The sequence below is a fragment of the Nocardiopsis codii genome (genome assembly GCF_036327455.1).
GTDB lineage: Bacteria > Actinomycetota > Actinomycetes > Streptosporangiales > Streptosporangiaceae > Nocardiopsis > Nocardiopsis codii.
The window spans coordinates 289,101-307,731 of record NZ_JAUZMY010000002.1 but is presented as its reverse complement, the minus strand read 5'-3'; the positions used below and the strand labels follow the sequence as shown (position 1 = coordinate 307,731).

16 protein-coding genes are annotated in these 18,631 nt (G+C 72.0%); 11 read left to right on the top strand and 5 right to left on the bottom strand.

All coding sequences use genetic code 11. From position 1 onward, the window contains the following. Positions 1–70 precede the first annotated feature (70 nt). The 9 genes from proC (at position 71) to ccsB (ending at position 10,794) form a co-directional block, all read left to right on the top strand. Positions 71–865 carry a pyrroline-5-carboxylate reductase gene (proC, locus tag Q8791_RS03230; RefSeq protein ID WP_330090028.1) on the top strand — a complete coding sequence of 265 codons (795 nt, stop codon included), beginning with the start codon at positions 71–73 and terminating at the stop codon, positions 863–865. Positions 866–1,855: 990 nt separating this feature from the next. After that, positions 1,856–3,379, top strand: coding sequence for a DUF1109 domain-containing protein (locus Q8791_RS03225; RefSeq protein ID WP_407941945.1), 1,524 nt, complete (start codon positions 1,856–1,858; stop codon positions 3,377–3,379). Between the two features lie 221 nt (positions 3,380–3,600). Then, the gene (locus Q8791_RS03220) at positions 3,601–4,761 is read left to right on the top strand and encodes an acetoin utilization protein AcuC (protein ID WP_330090026.1); all 1,161 of its coding nucleotides are present in this window, start codon (positions 3,601–3,603) and stop codon (positions 4,759–4,761) included. Positions 4,762–5,049: 288 nt separating this feature from the next. Then, positions 5,050–5,847, top strand: a complete 798-nt coding sequence (locus tag Q8791_RS03215) for a phosphatase (RefSeq protein ID WP_330090025.1) — start codon at positions 5,050–5,052, stop codon at positions 5,845–5,847. Between the two features lie 255 nt (positions 5,848–6,102). Further along, positions 6,103–6,306: a helix-turn-helix domain-containing protein gene (locus tag Q8791_RS03210; protein ID WP_013155995.1), complete on the top strand. Its 204-nt coding sequence runs from the start codon at positions 6,103–6,105 to the stop codon at positions 6,304–6,306. 239 nt (positions 6,307–6,545) lie between these two features. Continuing rightward, positions 6,546–7,289, top strand: a complete 744-nt coding sequence (locus tag Q8791_RS03205) for a TlpA family protein disulfide reductase (RefSeq protein ID WP_407941943.1) — start codon at positions 6,546–6,548, stop codon at positions 7,287–7,289. Then, the gene (locus Q8791_RS03200; protein ID WP_330090024.1) at positions 7,289–8,110 is read left to right on the top strand and encodes a cytochrome c biogenesis CcdA family protein; all 822 of its coding nucleotides are present in this window, start codon (positions 7,289–7,291) and stop codon (positions 8,108–8,110) included. The genes Q8791_RS03205 and Q8791_RS03200 overlap by 1 nt, the downstream gene beginning before the upstream one ends. Then, a complete protein-coding gene (resB, locus tag Q8791_RS03195) occupies positions 8,110–9,774 on the top strand; it encodes a cytochrome c biogenesis protein ResB (RefSeq protein ID WP_330090023.1) in 1,665 nt (554 codons plus the stop codon). The genes Q8791_RS03200 and resB overlap by 1 nt, the downstream gene beginning before the upstream one ends. Before the next feature lie 3 nt (positions 9,775–9,777). Then, complete coding sequence (ccsB, locus tag Q8791_RS03190; RefSeq protein ID WP_330090022.1) at positions 9,778–10,794, top strand: c-type cytochrome biogenesis protein CcsB; 1,017 nt, start codon at positions 9,778–9,780, stop codon at positions 10,792–10,794. Between the two features lie 229 nt (positions 10,795–11,023). Here ccsB and Q8791_RS03185 read toward each other — a convergent pair whose 3' ends face one another. Then, complete coding sequence (locus Q8791_RS03185) at positions 11,024–12,022, bottom strand: LacI family DNA-binding transcriptional regulator (RefSeq protein ID WP_330090021.1); 999 nt, start codon at positions 12,020–12,022, stop codon at positions 11,024–11,026. 257 nt (positions 12,023–12,279) lie between these two features. Here Q8791_RS03185 and Q8791_RS03180 point away from each other — a divergent pair, with 257 nt between their 5' ends. Then, on the top strand, positions 12,280–13,578 hold the full coding sequence (locus tag Q8791_RS03180) for a pectate lyase family protein (RefSeq protein ID WP_330090020.1): 1,299 nt from the start codon (positions 12,280–12,282) through the stop codon (positions 13,576–13,578). 232 nt (positions 13,579–13,810) lie between these two features. Here the strand turns inward: Q8791_RS03180 and Q8791_RS03175 are convergent, their stop codons facing one another. Both Q8791_RS03175 and Q8791_RS03170 read right to left on the bottom strand, forming a co-directional pair. After that, positions 13,811–14,164 (bottom strand): PLD nuclease N-terminal domain-containing protein, encoded by a 354-nt coding sequence (locus Q8791_RS03175; RefSeq protein WP_330090019.1) that lies wholly within the window; start codon positions 14,162–14,164, stop codon positions 13,811–13,813. Between the two features lie 117 nt (positions 14,165–14,281). Next, the gene (locus Q8791_RS03170) at positions 14,282–14,482 is read right to left on the bottom strand and encodes a BldC family transcriptional regulator (protein WP_017535950.1); all 201 of its coding nucleotides are present in this window, start codon (positions 14,480–14,482) and stop codon (positions 14,282–14,284) included. 425 nt (positions 14,483–14,907) lie between these two features. On the opposite strand from Q8791_RS03170, the gene Q8791_RS03165 reads away from it, so the two are divergent. After that, complete coding sequence (locus tag Q8791_RS03165) at positions 14,908–15,330, top strand: DUF4229 domain-containing protein (protein ID WP_330090018.1); 423 nt, start codon at positions 14,908–14,910, stop codon at positions 15,328–15,330. Positions 15,331–15,577: 247 nt separating this feature from the next. Here the strand turns inward: Q8791_RS03165 and Q8791_RS03160 are convergent, their stop codons facing one another. Both Q8791_RS03160 and Q8791_RS03155 read right to left on the bottom strand, forming a co-directional pair. Then, positions 15,578–16,843 carry a TolB-like translocation protein gene (locus Q8791_RS03160; RefSeq protein WP_330090017.1) on the bottom strand — a complete coding sequence of 422 codons (1,266 nt, stop codon included), beginning with the start codon at positions 16,841–16,843 and terminating at the stop codon, positions 15,578–15,580. A gap of 337 nt (positions 16,844–17,180) precedes the next feature. Then, the gene (locus Q8791_RS03155) at positions 17,181–18,569 is read right to left on the bottom strand and encodes a DUF6177 family protein (protein WP_330090016.1); all 1,389 of its coding nucleotides are present in this window, start codon (positions 18,567–18,569) and stop codon (positions 17,181–17,183) included. Positions 18,570–18,631 lie beyond the last annotated feature (62 nt).

Below are 18,631 nucleotides of genomic sequence, written 5' to 3'. Positions count from 1 at the left end.
CTGAGACGGCCGGTCCGTCCGGGGTCACGGGGGCGGCTAGCGTGGAGGCGAACCGCAGAGAGGACTCTTCATGATCGCGATCATCGGTGCCGGGAAGATGGGCGAGGCGCTGCTCGCCGGGATGCTGGCCAGGGGCCACGCGCCGGAGGACGTCCTCGTCACCGAGCCGCGCGAGGAGCACGCGGAGGAGCTGCGCCGCCGCTACCGGGTCGAGGTCGTCCCCGCGACGGACGCCGCCAAGCGCGCCGACACTCTCCTGATCGCGCTCAAGCCCCAGGACATGGTGGCCCTGCTGGACACGCTCTCCCCCCACCTGGACTCGGACCGGCTGATCATCTCGGTCGCGGCCGGGATCACCACCGCCGTGCTGGAGGACCACCTGCCCCCCGGGACGCCCGTCGTCCGGGCGATGCCCAACACGCCCGCCCTGATGGGCCAGGGCATGACCGCCGTCGCGGGCGGAGCCCACACCGAGGGGGCCCACCTGGACCGCGCGGAGGCGCTCCTGGCCACGGTCGGCGAGGTGATCCGGGTCGGCGAGCAGCACATGGACACCGTCACCGCCATCTCCGGCAGCGGCCCCGCGTACTTCTACTTCATCGCGGAGACGATGATCGAGGCCGGAGTCGCCATGGGCATGCCGCGCGCCACGGCGCAGCGGCTCGTCGGACAGACCATCACCGGCGCCGCAGCCATGCTCAACGATTCGGGGGAGCACCCGGTGGTACTGCGCGAGGCGGTGACCTCGCCGGGCGGCACCACGGCCGCCGCGCTGCGCGAACTGGAGCGGCACGGTGTCCGGACCGCCTTCACGGAAGCCATCGAGGCGGCACGCGACCGGAGCAGCGCGCTCTCCGGAAGCTAGCGCGCCGACCGGGCGCCCCCCGCGACCGTGGACGTGGAGCGGGGTCGGGTGTCGAGACCGGCCACAGGTACACGACCGTCAGGGGCAGGGAGCCGGTCACGCCGGCAGCGGTGGCGGTCAGCCCGCGGGGTGCCGCGCGGGGTGTCGCCGACTCCGCTCCGGAGCGGCGGGGGGCCGCCGCGGGCGGGGGCGTCCGTCGCGACGGACAGTGCCGCCGGCGGGGCCTGTCCCCCGGCGTGTGAGGCCTGATGTGCGAGACCCGGAGCGTGAGGCCGGGCGTGTGAGGCCCAGGGCGTGAGACCCGCTGTGTCCGCCCCGGCGCGTGAGACCCGACGTGTGCGGCACGTCGGGTGGGCTCCGGGGAGGGTGGTGCGGTCGGGGCGGCGGAGCGCTCCCGTGGCCCGCGGGCCACGCGAGCCGCCGTGGACCGTGAGGGATCGGTGGGGGGCGGTTCGGGCGGAGGCCCGCCGCGTGGGGCGGGGAGTTGGCCGGAAACGGTCTTCCCGTACGAAGCGGACGTCATAGTCCGTGGGTACTGTGCATAGGAGAGGTCGCACACGTCCTTTTCTGTCTCGCCTGAGCGAGTCATCCCCCTTTCTCCTGCCTCCAGGGTCTTCCATGACATCTCCCCCGCCCCCGTTCGACCCCTCCCAGCCGCCGGGCGGGGGACCTCCCCCGGAAGGCCCGCCCCCCGGCGGACCTCCGCACCACCCGACCGGCGGTCAGAACCCGGGCGGACACCCCACCGGTGGCGGACCGTCCGGAGCCCCCTCCTTCCTGCCGGCGCAGGGACAGGCACCGGGCGGACAGGGGTTCCCCACCGGCGGACACCCGTCGGGCGGCTTCCCCGCCGGAGGCCCGTACACGGGAGGCATGCCTTCCGGGCCTCCCCAGGGCGGGCCGTACCCCGGAGGTCCGCCGCCCGGCGGGATGCCCCCGGGCGGGGTGCCCCCCGGTGGAATGCCTCCCGGAGGCCCGCCGCCCGGTGGGATGCCCCCCGGCGGGTTCGGCGGCCCGCCGCCCCCCAAGCCGAGCCGGATGCCGCTCCTGTCCTCGCCGTCCGCGGTCCGCACCTCCCTGCTCAACGCCTCCGGATTCGGTGCCGGGTACGCCTACCTGCGCCAGTGGTCGTTCTTCGCTGCCGCGGCCGGCATCACCGTCGGCCTCCTGATCACCGCCGCCGTCCTGGGCGCGGCCGACAACCTCCTGCTCTGGGCGCCGATCCTCCTCGTCTGGTTCGCGGCGGCCGCCGTGCACGGCCTCTTCGCCGGGCGCTCCCGCGACGAGCGCGCGCTCACCCGGGGCGAGCAGCCCGGCCGGAGCGCGACGGCACTCCTCGCCGCGGGCGGCCTCGTACTCGCCCTGGTCGTCTCCCTCGTCGGCGTGTGGCAGGCGGGGGAGTGGCGGCTGCGCGTCGCCGACGCCGCCCACGCCCGGGGCGAGTGCGGCCCCTCGGAGGCCGTCGCCGCCTACGGGAGCGTCGAGAACCTCTTCCAGCTCTCGTTCTCCCCGTCGCTCATGTCCCGCGCCCGCGCGGGGGCCGAGGCGTGCGCGCTGCTGGAGCGGGCCCAGGGAGACGTCGCCGCCGGCGACTTCGAGCAGGCCCTCGACTCCTACTCCGCCTACTTCGGCCACGCCTCCTCCCGCTGGGAGGACACCGACGGTGAGATCGCGGACATCCACTTCTCCTACGCGGCCGACCTCGCCTCGACCGCGGAGGAGGGGTTCGACGGCGAGGTCACCGAGGACTACAGCGAGAGCATGCGGCAGGCCCACGGGGTCTACAGCGTGATCCCGGTGGACTACGAGGGCACCGAGGCCGCGGGCGACGTGCCCGCCGCGCTCGCCGGACTGTACGAGACCGGCACCAGCGAGTACGGCGCCGAGAACTGGTGCGCGGCCTTCGACCAGATCGACATGTTCCACGACCTGTCCTGGGACGGCGCACCGGAGATCACCGAGCGCCTGGCCGCGGAGCGCCCGGACGCGGCGTTCAACTGCGGCTGGGAACACGTGGACTCGGGCCGGTTCGAGCCCGCCGAGGCCATGGTCGCCCTGCTCGGCGACGAGTACCCCGAGCACGAGGCGGACGAGGTCGAGACGATGGTCGTCCACATCGGCGCCGGTCGCATCGAGGCCGAGATGGACACCCTGACCAGCATCGGCGAGGTCGAGTTCGCCCCGGAGGCCACGGGCGGCTCGGGAAGCGACAAGACCGTCCTGGAGATCACCAACAACACGCCGTACGAGATGCGGTTCCTCTACGTCGGCCCGGACAGGGTGCACGACGAGATCATCACCGAGGCGTGCGACGACTGCGAGACCTACAGTTCGCCCCCGACCGGCAACTCGTGCTTCGACAACGGCGACGTCATGCGCGTCGAACTCGACCCCGGCGAGTACCGGATCCTGCTCACCTCCAACGGAGGGCTCTTCAGCGCCGCGCCCCTGCACGGCAACATCGACCTGGACTCCGGTGACCTGCACGAGTCCTGCTACTTCATCACCGAGTAGGCGGGAGGGGAGGGGGCCGGGGACGCGGACCGCGCCCCCCGGCCCCCTCCTCGGGCTGCGGGTCCCGGCACCGGCCCTGCGGTCCGCCCGGCCGTCCGCCGCCGGTCACCAGGGCCCCGGGGTTCGGTTCGGGACCCGGTTTTGCGTACTGTGTGCTTCGGAGCACGTACACCTGAAACGGGGGTCACCACATGGGAGGGCGCACGTCCTGCTCGCTTCGGGTGGCATGGGATGACGGACTGACCGCCTACGACTTCGGGCCGCAGCACCCGATGGCGCCGATCCGGGTCGAGCTGACCATGGCCCTCAGCCGTGAACTCGGCGTGCTGGACACGCCGGGGGTCGGCCTCCTGGACGTCGAGCCGGCGTCGGACGAACTCCTGTCCCTGGTGCACGACCCCGCCTACATCGAGGCGGTCAAGCGCGCCGGCCGCACCCTGGAGCCCGACGAGGAACACCTGCTCGGCACCTCGGACAACCCCGTCTTCCCCGACATGCACGACGCCGCCGCCCTCATCACGGGCGCTTCCGTGGCCGCGGCGAAGGCCGTGTGGACGGGGGAGTCCGCGCACGCCGCGAACATCGCGGGCGGGCTGCACCACGCCATGCGCAACAACGCGTGGGGCTTCTGCGTCTACAACGACCCCGCGATCGCCATCGCCTGGCTGCTGGAGCAGGGCGCCAAGCGCATCGCCTACGTGGACGTCGACGTCCACCACGGGGACGGTGTCCAGAACGCCTTCTACAACGACCCGCGCGTGCTCACCATCAGCCTGCACGAGTCGCCGGTGACCCTGTTCCCCGGCACCGGGCAGGCGTCCGAGACCGGGGGACCGGCCGCCGAGGGGTACGCGGTCAACGTCGCCCTCCCCGCGGGGACCGGGGACACCGGGTGGCACCGTGCCTTCGACGCCGTCGTCCCGCCCCTGCTGCACGAGTTCCAGCCGGAGATCCTCGTGACCCAGCAGGGCTGCGACACCCACGCCCTGGACCCGCTCGCCAACCTCACCCTCAGCGTGGACGGGCAGCGGCGCGCCTACGCCGAGCTGCACAAGCTCGCGCAGAAGACGGCGGGCGGCCGGTGGGTGCTCTTCGGCGGCGGGGGCTACGGGCTGGTGCACGTGGTCCCGCGCGCCTGGACCCACCTGCTGGCCGAGGCCGCCGGACACCCGATCGACCCGGACACCGAGACCCCGCAGGGCTGGCGCGACTTCGTGCGGGAGCGCACCGGCGAGCTCGCCCCCCTCTACATGACCGACGGGCGCGAGGTGGCGTTCGCGCCCTTCGTGGACGGGTACGACCCCGGTGACCCGGTGGACCGCGCGATCCACGCCACCCGTACCGCCGTCTTCCCCAGCCACGGCATCGACCCGAGCCTGTAGACGCTCCGACCGGTTCCCCCGCCGGTCGGCTCCGGGCCCGCGGAACGGTTCCGGTACGCCCTCGCCCTTTCCACGACCTTCCCGTGACCGGCCGCGCGCCGCGATTCCGGTCCGTTCCCCGGGCGGCGGAGTTGCCCGGGCGTACGGAGGTGAATTCATGGGGATTGCGCGTTGTACGCCTCAGACGGGTAGGACAGAGGTTGAATACCGGGCGAACAGGGGCCGGCGTCGTGGTGGCATCGCGGCGCGGCGCACGCTCGCTGCGCAGACGAGGAAGGGGAACGCCAGGTGACGCCGCCGACACGCGCTGAACTCATCACCTATCTGGTTCGCACGGGGATCGCCGGGCATGTCGACACCCCCCGTCAGAACAATCTCCGGCACTATCGGCGGCTCGTACAGAAGGACCCCTACCACCAGTTCGGCCTCACGTTCTCCAACGACTGGACGTTCTCCGAGGTCCTCTCCCTGATGAGCAAGCGGTGCGGGGTCGTGGGCGACGAGGAGTACGTGTGGGGGATCGACACCATCGACCCCGACCTGACCGTGGACGCCCTGGAGGCGCTGGGCGACCGGATGGCGCTGGCCGCCGAGCGGCGGGAGCGGGTCATGTTCGCCACCGGGCACCCCAGCAAGCTCAGGGAGACGTACCGGGTCTGGAAGGACGCGCTGGCCTCACGCGGCTGCCCCGTCGTCACCGCAGCGGGCGGATATTCGTATGAAGTGACCACGGAACGGCCGCCCAACCGTCGAACCGTGGTCTGGAAGGACGAGGTCGCGATCGTTACGGACGGGCACCTCGCGCGTCACAGCCATCACCCCTTCGCCATGCGTGCCATTCTCGGGGACCTTGAGGACCGGGGTGAGGCATGGCCGCAGTTGGTCATCGCGGATCACGGGTTCGCGGGTGCGGCTGGGGAGGCGGGGGTGCCGACGATGGGGTTCGCGGACTGCAACGACCCCGCCCTCTTCCTCGCCGAGCACGAGGGAAAGCTACTGGTCACCGTGCCTCTGGACGACGGATATCTGACCGAGGACTATGCCCCTCTGCGCGAGTACGTTCTCGCCAGAGCCGGTCTGATCTGACCGGGGTCGACCATTTATACCCACCGTTAAACCTCATCCGTCCCGCCGTCAACGTGTATCCCCGAAGACAGGACAATCGACCTTTCGCAGACGGGGGACTCGGCTCTACCCTGAAAACGGACGTGTCAGTAGTGACAGCGTGACACGCTGGCGTGGCGTTGGGACGGGCACATACCGGGGTCGCCCCTACCGCCGTACATCACGCCGGGCTGAAGAGTAGACAATGCTCACGTCCGGGAATGAGGGCGTCGGAAGATGAACGGTAGCAAACCGCCTCTCGAAGAGGTCAGGTTCTTGACCGTGGCGGAAGTCGCCACGATCATGCGTGTGTCCAAGATGACCGTTTACCGAATGGTGCACTCGGGAGTTCTCCCCGCGATCCGCGTGGGGCGTTCCTACCGGGTTCCCGAACGGGCCGTGCACGACTACCTCCGCGAGGCATTCGTCGAGGCTGGTTGATCCAGGGCCGAGGCCGACCGGGGCGGTGAAACGCCGTCCCCGGTCGACCGGCAACCCCCGGGGGCGATGACTGATGGCCGTCGCCCCCACCGGGCTTCCCCCACCTCGCCGGGCGCCGTCCCGCACACCGGACCGAAGGCCCCTTGTGCCGGGGCGGCCGAACGGGTTCCAGGGCATCTACTACAATCTGTCGTTGTTGGAGTCCGCCCTGTTCACACCCGGTTCGCGAGGTCCCCTCGATGCCCAGTACCAGCCCCGGTACGCGGTCGCGCCGCAGCGTGCCGCGCTTTGCGGCGACCGCCCTGGCCGCCGCCATCGCCCTCACCGGCTGTGCCGGGGGCAACGAGATCGAGGCCGGCGGTGAGGACGACCGGTTCATCTCCGGCGACGGCAGCGCCACCGCCTTCGACACCGCCGAGCGCGTGGACGCCCCGGAGGTGGACGGCACCACCCTCGACGGCGACGACGTGTCCCTCAGCGACTACGAGGGCGGCATCGTGGTCCTCAACGTCTGGGCGAGCTGGTGCGGCCCCTGCCGCGCCGAGCAGCCCGTGCTGGACGAGGTCCACGCCGAGTACGGCGACCTCGGGGTGGACTTCCTCGGCGTCAACATCAAGGACGACGAGACCGCCGCCCAGGCCTACCTCTCCAACAAGGGCGTCGCCTACCCGAGCCTGTACGACCAGCCCGGCGAGGTACCGCAGGCCTTCCGCGACACCGTCCCCCCGCGTGCCATCCCCAGCACCCTCGTCATCGACCCCGACGGCCGCATCGCGGCCCGCGTCATCGGGCCCACCACCTACGGCCAGCTCACGGAGCTGCTGAACCCGGTGGTGGTGGAGTTCGACCTCGGTGACCCGGAGGAACGCCCCCGGGTGGCCGACCAGGAGGACGCGGAGGCCTCCGACGGCGCCGAGGACGCGCCCTCCGGAGAGGACGAGGAGCAGCCCTCGGACGCGCCCTCCGCCGAGGACGACCGCTGATGGACCCGATCGGCACCACCGTCCTCACGGGCTCCCTCCTCGCCGCCGTCCCGCTGGCACTCGCCGCCGGGCTCCTGTCCTTCCTGTCCCCCTGCGTGCTGCCGCTCGTGCCCGGCTACCTGTCCTACGTGACCGGGATGAGCGGCGCCGACGTGCGCGAGCGCGCCGCCGCGGGGGCGGCCGGGCCGGAGGGGGGCTCCACGACGACGGCCCTCGCCGACGTCGACGCCGAACTCGCCTCGCGCCGGTGGACCATGGTCACCGGCAGCATCCTGTTCATCGCCGGGTTCAGCCTCGTGTTCGTCGCCGTCGGCGGCTTCATCGGCTGGCTCGGCGACCTCCTCGTGGACTACACCGACCCCATCACCCGGGCCCTCGGGGTCCTCACCGTCGTGCTCGGCCTCGCCTTCATGGGCGTCATGCCGGGGTTCGGACGCGAGTTCCGCTTCCACCGCCTGCCCCGGGCCGGACTGGCAGGGGCGCCCCTGCTGGGGGTCCTCTTCGGCCTCGGCTGGACCCCGTGCATCGGGCCGACCCTGGCCGCCGTGCAGACCCTCGCGTTCGTCGAGGGCGGCGCGGGGCGGGGCATGCTCCTGTCCCTGGTCTACTGTGTGGGCCTGGGACTGCCCTTCGTCCTGGCCTCCCTCCTCTACCGGCGTGCCCTGGGCGCCTTCGGCTGGCTCAAGCGCCGCACCCGCACCGTCACCGTCGTGGGCGGGGCCATGCTCGTCCTCGTCGGCCTGGCCATGGTGACCGGGCTGTGGACGCAGCTGACCATCGCCATGCAGGGCTGGGCCGCCGACTTCCAAACGGTGATCTGATGAGTACGACGACCACGACCGACAACGACACCGGCGGCGGAACCGGCTCGGGCGACGGCGCCGGGGCCGAGGACACCGGGGGCGGCCGGCCCAAGGGCCTGGGACCGCTCGGCTGGCTGCGCTGGGCGTGGCGCATCCTCACCTCGATGCGCACCGCCCTGATCCTGCTGTTCCTGCTGGCCGTCGGCGCCATCCCCGGCTCGATCCTGCCGCAGAACGTCGTGAGCGTGGACGAGGTCAACACCTACTTCCGGGAGAACCCCGACCTGGCCCCCTGGCTGGACCGGTTCTACCTGTTCGACGTGTTCTCGTCGCCCTGGTACGCGGCGATCTACCTGCTGCTCTTCGTCTCCCTCGCGGGCTGCGTCATCCCGCGCGCCCTCATCCACGCCCGCGCCGTGCGCGCCCGGCCCGTGCACACCCCCCGGAACCTGGGGCGGATGCCGTACGCGGCGACGTTCACGACCGACGCCGACACCGAGACGGTCCTGGAGCAGGCCCGCAAGGTCCTCAAGGGCTACCGGATCGAACGGTACGGCGACTCCGTCTCCAGCGAGACCGGCTACCTGCGCGAGGTCGGCAACGTGCTGTTCCACTTCGCGCTGCTGGGGCTGCTGCTGGCGCTGGCCGCCGGATCGTTCTTCGGCTACCGGGGCAACATGCTCATGGTCGAGGGCGACGGATTCGCGAACACCCTGCCCTCCTACGACGCCATCTACCCCGGGCACTGGACCGACACCGACGCCCTGGAGCCCTTCACCCTGCGGCTGGACGACTTCGAGGCGTCGTTCATCGGGGACGGCGACCTGCGGGGGCAGGCCGAGTCCTACGTCGCGGAGCTGACGTACAAGGAGTCCCCGGAGGCGGAGGAGGCCCGGCACACGCTGGAGGTCAACCACCCGCTCACCGTGGACGGCGTGCAGGTCTACCTGCTGGGCCACGGGTACGCGCCGGAGTTCGAGGTCCGCAACGCCGACGGCGACGTCGTCTTCGACCAGGCGGTCCCGTTCCTGTACCGGGAGACCGCGACCTTCACCTCCGACGGCGTCGTCAAGGTCCCCGACACGGGCGCGGAGGAGCTGGGCTTCGTCGGGGTGTTCCTGCCGAGCGCGGTGGAGACCGCCGAGGGAGACCTCGTCTCCGACTTCCCCGGCGCCGAGAACCCCCAGGTGACCCTGGAGGGCTACCGCGGCGACCTGGGCATGCTGGACCCCCAGTCGGTCTACCAGCTCCAGACCAGCGGCATGGAGGAGCTCGGAAGCTCCCCGGTGCTCGACATCGGCGACAGCTGGGACCTCCCCGACGGCGCCGGTTCGATCACGTTCAGCGGGTACAGCGAGTACATCAGCCTCCAGGTCAACCGCGACGGCGCCCGGATCCCGGCGCTGGTCGCGGCCGGCCTCGCCGTCCTGGGACTGGTCACGACCCTGTTCGTCCGCCCCCGCCGCGTGTGGGTGCGTGCGACGAAGGGCGACGACGGCCGCACGCGGGTCGAGCTGTCCGGCCTCGGCAAGACCGAGGTGGCGGGCAACAACGCGGAGTTCCACGAACTCACCACAGAGCTTGCCGGACGGCTCCGGAAGGACGAGTCGGACGACAACCCCCGAAATCCCCGAAGCAGCACACCATCCGACCCGCCAGAGTCGACGACAACGAGGGAGTGACCGGTGACGTACACACTCGCCGGAACGGTGGACGAGACGATGGCGTCGACCAGCGACATGTTGATCATCGCGATGATCGTCACGTACGCGGCGGCCCTGTTCCTCTTCGCCATCGAAGCCGCCTACGGAGAGCGCACCAAGCTGAAGGCCGGCAGGCTCATGCCGGTCGGGGCGGGCGCCTCGAAGGACGCCGGTGCCGCTGAGGGCGGCGTCGACGACCTCGACATCAACGTCAACGTCCGCACCACGGAGGGCGAGGCGCACGCCTCCCAGAGCAACCTCGGGCGGGTGGCCCTGGGTGTGACCACGCTCGGGTTCGTGATGGGCGTCGCCCAGATCGTCACCCGCGGCCTCGCCGCCGGCCGGTGGCCGTGGGGCAACATGTTCGAGTTCATCGTGGCGCTGTGCCTGGTCGCGGTGGCCGGTCTGCTGTACGCCTCGTTCCGCTACCAGGCCCGGTTCCTCGGCGCCTTCGTCCTGGTCCCGGTCCTGATCCTGCTGGGCGTCGGCGTCAAGTGGCTGTACGTGGACCCGGGCCCGCTGATCCCGGCCCTGCACTCCTACTGGGTGCCCATCCACGTGACCGCGACCATCATCGCGGGCGGCGCGTTCATGGTGTCCGGTGTCGCGGGCATCACCTACCTGGTGTCGCACCGGGCGGAGGCCAGGCGCGCTCTGGGCCAGCAGGTCGCGGGGATCGCGGGCCGCCTGCCCAGCCCGGAGCTGCTGGACCGCATCTCTCACCGGTTCATCCTGTTCGCGTTCCCGCTGTGGACCTTCGGCGTCATCGCCGGGTCGATCTGGGCGGACGAGGCCTGGGGCCGCTTCTGGGGCTGGGACCCGAAGGAGGTGTGGTCGTTCATCTCCTGGGTGATCTACGCCGCCTACCTGCACGCCCGCGCCACGGGCGGCTGGCGCGGCCCCAAGGCGACCTGGATCAACGTGCTGGGCTTCCTGACGGTCATGTTCAACTTCTTCGCCGTGAACTACATGTTCAGCGGCCTGCACTCCTACGCCTGACCCCCGCCTTCCACAGAGCCGACGGTGAGGTCCCCGCGACAGCGGGGACCTCACCGTCGGTCGTTGTCGGGCCCCCGGCCCCCGGCTCGGCGCCGGGGCCGCCCGCAGCGCCCGGCAGCCCCTCGGGGAGCGGTGGTGCGGCCGGGCCGGGCCGGAGCCCCGGGCGGGCTCCCGGGGGCCGGGGACGCGGCCGTGGGGGCGCGGAGGGGCGCCCGGCCGGACGCGGCGGTCAGGTCCGGGCGGACGCCCCCGAGGAGGGGGGCGCCGTCGACTCGCGGACGACGAGCCGGGTGTCCAGGGTGACGGTCCCGGGGTCCTCGCCCGTGGTGACCCGGTGGAGCAGCAGGTCGATGCCCCCGCGTCCGGCGGCCACGACCGGCATGTCCACGGTGGTGAGGGTCGGGCGGCAGTGCCGGGCGATGTGGGTGTTGTCCACGCCGACCACGCTGAGGTCCCCGGGGACGGACAGCCCCAGGGCCTCAGCCCCCCGGATCAGGCCGAGCGCCACCAGGTCGTTGTAGGCGAGCACGGCGGTCGCCGGGCCGGACGCCACCTCGGCGGCGGCGGAGAACCCGCCCTCCTCGGTGGGCGGGTTCGGGCCGACGGGGTGCAGGGCCGCACCGTGGCGGGCGGCCGACTCCTCGGCGGCGCCCCGTATCTCCTGGGCGGTCCAGGACGCACTCGGCCCGGTGAGCACGGCGATGTCCCGGTGCCCCAGCGCCACCAGGTGGTCCACGGCCTGCCTGGTGCCCGAGGCCACGTCCATCAGGACGCAGGGCAGGCCCTTCACCCTGCGGTTGACGACGACGAACGGCACGTCCCGGCCGAGTTCGGCGATCACGCGCCCGCTCAGCCGCGAGGCGACGAGCAGGGCGCCGTCCACCTGCTTGGCCATGGAGCGGATCAGCTCCTCCTCCACCCGCGCCCGCTCGTCGGTGTCGGCGACGAACACGTGGTAGTCGCGTTCGCGGGCCTGGGCCTGCGCCGCCTTGATCAGCGGCGGGAAGAACGGGTTGGCGATGTCGGCGACGATCACGCCGAGGTTCGCGGTCCGCTGCGTGGAGAGGGCCCGTGCGGCGCGGTTGGGCCGGTAGCCGAGCCGTTCCGCAGCCGCCATGACCCGGGTCCGCGTGACCGCGTTGACCATGTGGGCGGCGGAGAAGGCCCGCGACACGGTGGAGACGTGGACCCCGCTCTCCCGCGCGACGTCCCTGATGGTGACGGCCACCGGGGCCTCCGTTCGTGGATGTTCCGCTGTGCTCTGCTGAGTCCTGAGATTACGGCAACCGGTTGTGACACGGCAGGGCGAAAGGGATGCTGACTCTTTCGTTATCGCGGGGAGCGCTGTGAAGGGTTTTCCGGGTTTTCCGCGGCGAACATGTGACGGGAGGGTTGACGTGGACGGGGGAGTCGGGAGATGTTCATGCAAACGTTTGCACCCGGGTGCGGACCAGCACCCGGTATCCCCCCACCAGGAGCACGACCATGCGCAGGCTCATACTCCCCCTGACCGTGGCGGTGGCGCTGACCGCGGCCCCGGCCACCACCGCGCACGCGGGCCCGGCAGCACCCGACCTCGGCCGGGCGGTCCTGGCCGACGGCGACGGCTGGGGTTCCGCGGGGGCCGGGACCACGGGCGGCTCGACCGCCGCCCCGGAGAACGTCTTCAGGGTCTCCACCCTGGAGGAGTTCCGCGACGCGGTCGCCGGGGACACCCCCAAGATCGTCCTCGTGGAGGGCACCGTCGACGCCAACACGGCGCCGGACGGCACCCCCATCGCGTGCGAGGACTACGCCGTCGGCGGCTACACCCTGGAGGGCTACCTGGCCGCCTACGACCCCGAGGTGTGGGGCTGGGAGGACCCGACGGGCCCGCTGGAGGACGCCCGTGCCGCCTCGCAGGACGTCCAGGCCGAGCAGATCCGGGTCCGGGTCGGCTCCAACACCACGGTGCTGGGCGCGGACGACGACGCCGGCCTCGCCGGGATGAACCTCCTCGTCCACGACGTGGACAACGTCATCCTCCGCAACCTCACCCTCTCCGACACGTACGACTGCTTCCCCGGGTGGGACCCGGGCGACGGCGGGTCCGGCAACTGGAACTCGGAGTACGACCACGTGGAGGTCTCCGGGGCCACCAACGTGTGGGTGGACCACAACACGTTCGACGACGGCGACAACCCCGGTTCGGCACTGCCCGAGTACTTCGGGCGCAAGTACGAGGTGCACGACGGGCTGCTGGACATCGTCCGCGCCGCCGACCTGGTGACCGTCTCCTGGAACGACTTCGTGGAGCGGGACAAGGCGATGCTGCTCGGCAACAGCGACGGCCGGACCACGGACCGGGGCACCCTCAGGGTCACCTACCACCACAACCACTTCGACGGGCTCGGGCAGAGGGCGCCGCGCGTCCGCTACGGCCAGGTCCACGTGTACAACAACCACTACACGGTGCGCGGCGACCTCTTCCAGTACAGCCTGGGCGTCGGGGTCGAGTCCCACGTGTACGCGGAGAACAACGTGTTCGACCTGCACGACGGGATCGGTGCGGAGGAGATCCTGTACAACTGGGGCGGCGACGACATCGTGGAGCACGGCAACGCGGTGATGCGCGACGGGCGCGGACGCCTGACCACGGTCGACCTGGTGGAGGCGTACAACACGGCCAACCCCGGGCTGGAGCTGGGCACCGGGGCGACCTGGGACCCGGAGTTCGCCGTCGGGGTGGAGCCGGTGCACGCGGTGCGCGGGCTTCCGAGGGAGGTCGGCGCCGGGCTGCTCTGAACCGGGGCACAGGGCCGGGGCCGCGGGCCTGAGCGTCCGCCGCGGTGATGTGGGACCGACATGACGGTGGGGCCGTGTGAGAAAGCACGGCCCCACTGTCGTCTTCACGCCTGTCGTGCCCCGGATCGCGGGGCGGCCGTGTTCCGCACGGTCCGGCGGCGAGGTTCACCCGGGCGGTCCGGCGGCGAGGGGGCCGGCGGGCCCCGTCTCCGGCCGGGCCGGCGAGGAGAACCTATTCTTCCGGGTCGATGCGCCGTTTGAGGCGTCGCAGGAACTCGGGGTCGTCATCGGGTCCGAGCGGGTGCGGGCTGTCGGAGGGCTTGGCGAAGTCGGACGGGTCAAGGTCGTCGGCCGACGCGGGCTGGGCCGGGGAGGGCGCGCTTCCATCAGCGGAGGCCGCCTGGCGCGGGCGGCCGAGGAAGAGCCACAGGATCGAACCGACGGGCATGAACAGCGCGATGACGACCATCCAGAGGACCTTGGGCAGGTTCCGGACCTCTTGGGCAGGGGTGGTCAGCGCGTCGAAGAACGCGTACACCCAGAGAACGATCGATACGAGCGTGATCAGGCCACCAAGCCACACCATGGTTCCAGCCTACTCTTGCTGTCGACTCCTCACGGTCGGGACACCGACCCAGGGGCGAGGGGCACCCCGCGGAGTCTGATGTCCGGGGCCGAAGGGGTGAGGGGTGTTACCTCGCTCTCAGGGGGTGCTCTCGCTCGGCTCCCCGAGGAGGAGGGCACGCACCTCGGACTCGCGGAACCGGCGGTGCCCGCCGGGGGTGCGAATACTGCTGATCCGCCCGGAGGCGGCCCAGCGCGTGACGGTCTTGGGATCAACCCGGAAGAGTGAGGCCACTTCCCCGGGGGTCAACAGGCGTTCGCTTGCTCGTTCCACCTTCACATTCCCCCAATCGTGCCCGCCTCGGACTGCGGGGGCGGCGGGCGTTTGATCCCCTAGTGTGCACGAGTTGGTCCGTTTCCTCCCTAGTTTTCGGAGAAATTGCGGAGTTGGGGGGAGGAGTACCGGATATGTGACCGGAACGTGATGTTCGGGCACTGCTGTCGGGATTGGAAACATCCCATGACTATGTGAATCCAGTGGCTTGTGTGGCCCTGTCGCCTTTGCCACAGGGGACACCCCGCCCCGGTGCCCGCTGCGCCCGGCACGCCCTTAACCTGGTGGTGAGGACATGCGGGCGCCACCCGTTCGATCCTGTTCAGGGACCCGGTACCAGCCGGGCCACATGCGTGGACCCGGTTGTCTCGTGTGCTGATGGGCGTAGCGACCAATCTAGTCCAGGTAATCGTCTGTTGTGAGGCTTTTTGATGCGTAGCTGGCTGACCTATACGGCCGCCCGGGTGGGACTCTTCCTGGCGGCCTTCGGAGTGGTCTACCTATTCGGCGCCCGAGCGTGGGTCGCGCTCATCCTGGCCTGGCTGGTCAGCGGCCTCGCGTCGTACGTTCTGCTGTCCCGACTGCGCGACCAGCTGTCCACCCAGACCGTGGAGCGGTTGGAGCGCCGCCGGGGCGCCAACGTGGGCGACCGCCTGACGGGCGGCGCGTCCCGCGAGGACGACCTCCAGGAGGCGGCCGACCCCGCGGGCGACGAGAGGCCCGCCGACGAGGCCCCCGCGGCCGGCACCGACACCGCGGCCCCCGCCGGCTCCGAGGCCGCGGAGGCCGCCGGGAGCGGCGACGGGGAAGCGAAGCGGGACGAGGACGCGGCCACCGCGGCCAAGGACGCCTGACAGGGCGCTGCCCGCCCGGACCGCGCGGCGGGGCCTCGCTCCGGACGGTCGCCCCACCGGAGCGCAGACGGACCGGGTATCCCGTGCCCGCCTCCCCGCCGTCCTCGGTCCGAGGCGCGCGGTGGTCGGCGCGGGAGAGGCCCCGCCGTTAGGCGGGGCCTCGTGCCGGCGGTGGACGAACCTCGAAGCCCTGAGCCCTGAGCCCTGAGCCCTGAGCCCCGAGCTCCGCGTCCCCGGGCGCCGGACCTCAGGCCAGCGGGAACATCCCGAGGCGGGCGTGGTACTCGCCGGCGAGGCGATCGGTGTCGCTGCCCACGTACAGCCCGTCCGACGTGGCGTGCAGGGCCTCGGCGCCGTGCCCGCGGGCACGGCCCGGGTTCCACGGCAGCGCGCGGCCGGTCCGCGGGTCCACGGCGGCGATGCCCTCGCGCGCCACCGACCCCGGTCCCGGGTTCAGGGCGCCCTGCTCGTTGTCCATCCAGCGCTGGTGTCCGCCCACGTACACGGCGGACTCGGTGACCTCCACCGAGTACAGGGAGTCGCCCCCGGTCAGGTTGGACCAGGTGGGCTGGGAGTTCGCCCTGTCGGTGTTCTCGAACCGGGTGGTCGACTTGCACAACCCGGGCTTGACCTCCGGTCCGCCCCCCGTCACCACGGCGAAGTACGACCCGTCGGGCGAGAACGACATCTGCCGCATGTACGTGTGGATCCGCTCGTAGTCGCACGGGGCCTCGTAGGCGGACGTGGACCAGGGGGTGACGAACCCGCCCGCGGTGTCGATCATGGCGATCTGGTAGCGGTTCTTGCCGTCCACCTTCGTGAACGTGCCGTTGATGGCGAGCCGTCGGCCGTCAGGGCTCAGCGCCAGCTCCTGCACGCGAAGGGTGCCGCGGCGGGGCTCGGAGATGCGCGGTGCGAAGTTGCCGTCGACCTTGCCGGTCCGCGTGTTGAGGCGGGCCAGGCCCGTGCGCGCGGTCTTGCTCACCCCGGTGAAGTTGCCGCCCACGTAGAGGTGGGCGCCGTCGGTGGCGATGCGGTTGGTCGCGCCGTCGTCGAGGACGGCGGTGAACCCCGGCACCGCGCTGCCGTTGGCCAGAGACAGCCGTGCGAGCCCTCGGGAGTCCTTGCCGTTGACGGTGGTGAACCGTCCGCCGACGAGCACGCTCCTGTCCGGGCCCGGGGCGAGCGAGGTGACGACCGCGTCGACGTCCGGCGCGAAGTCGCGGATGATCCGCCCGGTCCCGTGCTCGAAGGCGAAGAGGTTCGTGCGGGCGTGCTCGTCGCCGCCCACCCCGGCGACCTTGGTGAACTCGCCCCCGACGACGACGGTGTTCCCGACCCTCAGGATGTCCTTGACCGTCCCGTCCAGGACGTGCGGCGTCCATTGGACGGGTTGCTCGTCGACCACGCCCTTGTGCGCGGCATACGCGGCCTGCGCCGTCACCGCGATGCCGACGGGGACCAGGAGCATCGTGCTCATCGTCAGCGCGACGAACGAACGGATGGGTTTCACGGAGGATTCTCCTTGGTGGTGCGGACGTGCTCTCAGGAACAAGACGGGCCGTGCTGTCGCTGGGTTGCTCGCATTCTTGCAAATAGTAACGAGGAAGTCACGAAGAGTGACCTTCTTTGTTTTGCCTGTACCTGATCGGGAATTTGCCCGGGGCCCGCTGGTCGGGGTCCGATGCGCTGTCGTGGAGTGGGCCCGTGAGCCCGTGGTGTGGCCGCGCCGTCGTGCTGTCGTGCTCAGGGTGCTCAGGGGCATCCGCGGGGTGGGGCGGGCGGGGCTCGGCTCCTGCGCCGCGTGTGCTGCCGTGCCAAGGGCGCGGGGGAGGCGGAAGGCCGGGCGGTCAGGCCCGGGGCGCCGCGGCGATGTGCCGCAGCTGGGCCGCCATGGCCTCGGAGCTCCGCCGCCGCGTCGCGTCCCCGGGAGCCGGGTACCAGATCGCACGGGCTCCGACCTCGCCCAGGAGCTCGCCCTCCAGGGGACCGGTCAGGGCGTGCTCCTCCCCTGCCCGCCGCACGCCGTCCGGCCCGAGGGCCATGCCCACCGGGGCGGCGAGCCCGTGCCAGCGCGGCTCGAAGGTGACGTCGCGGCGCCCCCGCGCCCGGCGTACGTGGAGCACGTCCAGAAGCCCCTCCGCGGCCAGGGCCTCCACCAGGCGGGGGAGCGCCTCCAAGGGCAGCGCCCCCTCGTCCTCGTAGCCGACCGCCAGGGAGACCCGCTCGGAGGCCCTCTCCCCGTCCGGAGCCCAGGAGACGCGGACACCGCCGGTGAAGGGATGGCCCGCGTCACGGGGGCCGGAGAACTGGAGGACGGCCGAGCGCGGGGCGCGGTGGCGCACCAGCCGCACCAGGCGTTCGCGCTCCCAGGGGGCGAGTGCGGGCTCGTGCGGCCCCCACCCGGCGGGGAGGCGGCCGGCCAGGTGCTCGGCGGCCAGTTCGACCGCCCTGCCCAGGGGCGGCGCGTAGGAGGCGCCGTGCCGGACCGACAGGTCCACCACCAGGTGCGCGCCGAGCGGGGAGATGTCGAGGAACCCGTGCGCGGGTTCGGGTGTATTCCCCCCGTGCGACGCGGGAACGTACCCGTGCACCCGGTCCCAGCGGAGCGGGAGGCCGCTGACGCCGTCGAACTGGCCGCCCTCACCGTCGCGCACCACCCACCGGGCCATCGGCTGCGTGAGCAGGGTGCGCAGCGCGTAGGTGAGCCGCGACGTCCTCGGGGTCACCACCTGGAGGACCGTGCCCCGGAGGGCGTTGGCCGACACCGCGTCGGTGATCCACGAGGACAGGGGCACGACCTCGCGGTCCTGCGCGACGATGAACGCCTCCTCGGCCTCGACCTCGACGGCGGGGTGCCCGGTCTCCTCCCACAGGGAGAAGTCGCCCGGGCCGGAGGTCCACACGCTGCCGCCCAGACGGAGGGCGAGGCCGTCGGCGATGCGGTGCGCGGCCTCGCGGCCCTCCGCGTCGGGCCGCGCCCGCACCTCGGACCACCAGCACGTCTCGGGCAGGTTGACGGCTGCTTCCGCGCCGAGGAGCCGGGCGACCTCGTCCCGTGACTCGACCAGCTGGGCGGGTTCGAGAGTGGCCAGGACGCGGCGGTCGGCGTCCCGCAGCTGTATGACGCCGCCGTCCAGGGGGCGCACCGAGAGGTCGGCCCCCGCGTCACGGAGCGAGTGGGAGACCGCGATCATGCCGGGTTCCGCCGCCAGCAGTGCGACCACGTCGTAGCTCAACGGTTCTCCTTAGCGATACCGCCGGGGTGGGATCCGGCGGGAGGGGGTGCGGCAGGAACGTG